This is a genomic window from Neisseria sp. P0001.S005 (genome assembly GCF_051963715.1).
The window spans coordinates 1-2,174 of the sequence record NZ_JBQCTZ010000340.1; the positions used below are offsets into that span (position 1 = coordinate 1).

General features: G+C 51.7%; 2 protein-coding genes. One reads left to right on the top strand and one right to left on the bottom strand.

Annotation, left to right across the window (positions count from 1 at the left end; translation table 11 throughout):
* The first annotated feature begins 440 nt into the window (after positions 1-440).
* Complete coding sequence (locus ACTHSP_RS19870; protein WP_049350642.1) at positions 441-1,004, top strand: alpha/beta hydrolase; 564 nt, start codon at positions 441-443, stop codon at positions 1,002-1,004.
* Between the two features lie 133 nt (positions 1,005-1,137).
* On the opposite strand, the gene pyrC is transcribed toward ACTHSP_RS19870, so the two are convergent.
* Positions 1,138-2,172: a dihydroorotase gene (gene pyrC / locus ACTHSP_RS19875; RefSeq protein ID WP_049350643.1), complete on the bottom strand. Its 1,035-nt coding sequence runs from the start codon at positions 2,170-2,172 to the stop codon at positions 1,138-1,140.
* Positions 2,173-2,174 lie beyond the last annotated feature (2 nt).

The window sequence follows — 2,174 nt, forward strand, 5'->3', positions numbered from 1 at the left end:
GCCAACAAGAAACCGGCCAAATGGCTGTACGCATTAAATCTCTCGCCGTGATACATAAACCATTCTCATTTCTAAAAGACCAAAGTGTACGCTAAGACAGACGCTTCGTCAGAGAAATTGGGTTAAAAATAAGTTAAAGCGCAAAGGCCGTCTGAAAAACACGGCTTTGCAATATAACAAAAACATCTTTGCAACAAACAAACCATTCTTTCCCTTTTTCAGACGGCCCCTATATATTTCAAACCCGAACAACACGGCAAAGCCATCCGCCACTGCCGTGTTGTTTGCTTTATTATTCTTGCAAATATCATTTAACAACAAAAGCTTAATCAATCATCCTGACAAAGCGGCAAACAATAAAACATAAACAATCATGGTATAATAAACGCTTACAGGCAGAGATTTAGACAAAATCTCAGGCCGTCTGAAGGAGGAGAAACATGAATCGACGCGTTTATATCGTACATGGCTTTGAAGGCAATCCGCACGGCAACTGGTTTGACTGGCTTTGCGCCCAAGTCAAAAGCACCGGCGCACAAGCAATCTCCCTTGCCATGCCCAATCCCGACAAACCAAGCACGACCGCGTGGCAGTTTACCCTTGACCAGCACATCGGCAAGCCCGATGCCCATACCTTTCTAGTCGGCCACAGCCTCGGCTGCATTACCCTCCTTCACTTCCTCAGCCGCCAACAGCCGCAAAAAATCGGCGGCCTGCTGCTTGCCGCCGGTTTTGCCGATACGCTGCCACCCCTGCCCGCGCTTGATACCTACATTAAAGCAGCGTCCCCCGATTTCGACATCCTGCGCAAAATCGACATGCCCAAACACTGCCTGGTTTCCGACAACGACACCCATGTTCCGCCCGAACTGACTTTGGACATGGCGGCCAAACTCAAAAGCCCTATTACCCATATTCCCGAAGGCGGCCATTTGATGGCTTCGGACGGTTTTACCCAACTGCCACAGGCTTGGGAAGCGCTGAAACCCATGTTGACCGAATAAATACACACTCTAATCCTGTTTTCAGACGGCCTTGACTGTCTTCCCTCCCCATAACAGGCCGTCTGAACGACAATAAGAAACAACCTGCCCTTTCAAGCAGGTTGTTTCTTTTTATGCCTCATTGGCGGCAAATTTAATATTGCACCGTCCATTCAATCTCGCCGCCGGCCCTCATCGGTACAAGCTCGCCATCGCCGTAAGGTACGCTGGCAGGAACGGTTTGCGTTTGTTTGACCAATGTAATGGTATCGGTATTTTCAGGCAGACCGTAGAAACGTGGGCCGTTTTTAGAAGCAAAGGCTTCCAGTTTGTCCAGCGCGCCTGCTTTCTCAAACACTTCGGCATAAAGCTCGATGGCCGTCATTGCGCTGAACATACCGGCGCAACCGCAAGCATTTTCTTTGGCAGTTTTAGCATGTGGCGCAGAGTCCGTGCCGAGGAAGAATTTGTGCGCCTTATCGCCGGTAACGGCGGCAACCAAAGCCTGACGGTGGGTTTCACGTTTGAGTACAGGCAAGCAGAAATGATGAGGGCGCACACCGCCGACCAAAAGGTCGTTGCGGTTGAGCAGCAAGTGTTGCGGCGTCACAGACGCGGCCACATTATCGCCTGCTTCCAATACCAGTCGTGCAGCCTCGGCAGTGGTGATGTGTTCAAACACGACTTTGAGGTTGGGCACTTGCGCCAAAACCGGCTTCATCACACGCTCGATAAAGGCGGCCTCGCGGTCGAAAATATCGATTTCAGGATCGGTTACTTCGCCGTGAACCAAGAACAAAATGCCCTGTTTCGCCATTTCTTCCAACACGGGAATCAGCTTAAACAAGTCGGTCACGCCGGAATCGGAATTGGTGGTCGCGCCTGCAGGATAAAGTTTGAAAGCCACAATACCGGCAGCCTTAGCCTCACGCACGAGTTCGGGAGTGGCGTTGTCGGTCAAATAAAGTGTCATCAACGGCTGAAAGGCGCTGCCTTCTGGCAGGGCGGCCATAATGCGCGCTTTGTATGCTTGGGCATCGGCGACGCTGACAACGGGCGGCTTCAGGTTGGGCATAATAACCGCGCGGCCCATTTGTCGGGCGGTGTACGGGGCAACGGCTTTGAGCGCGTCGCCGTCGCGCAGGTGTAAGTGCATATCGTCGGGGCGGATGATGGTCAGGGTTTGCATAG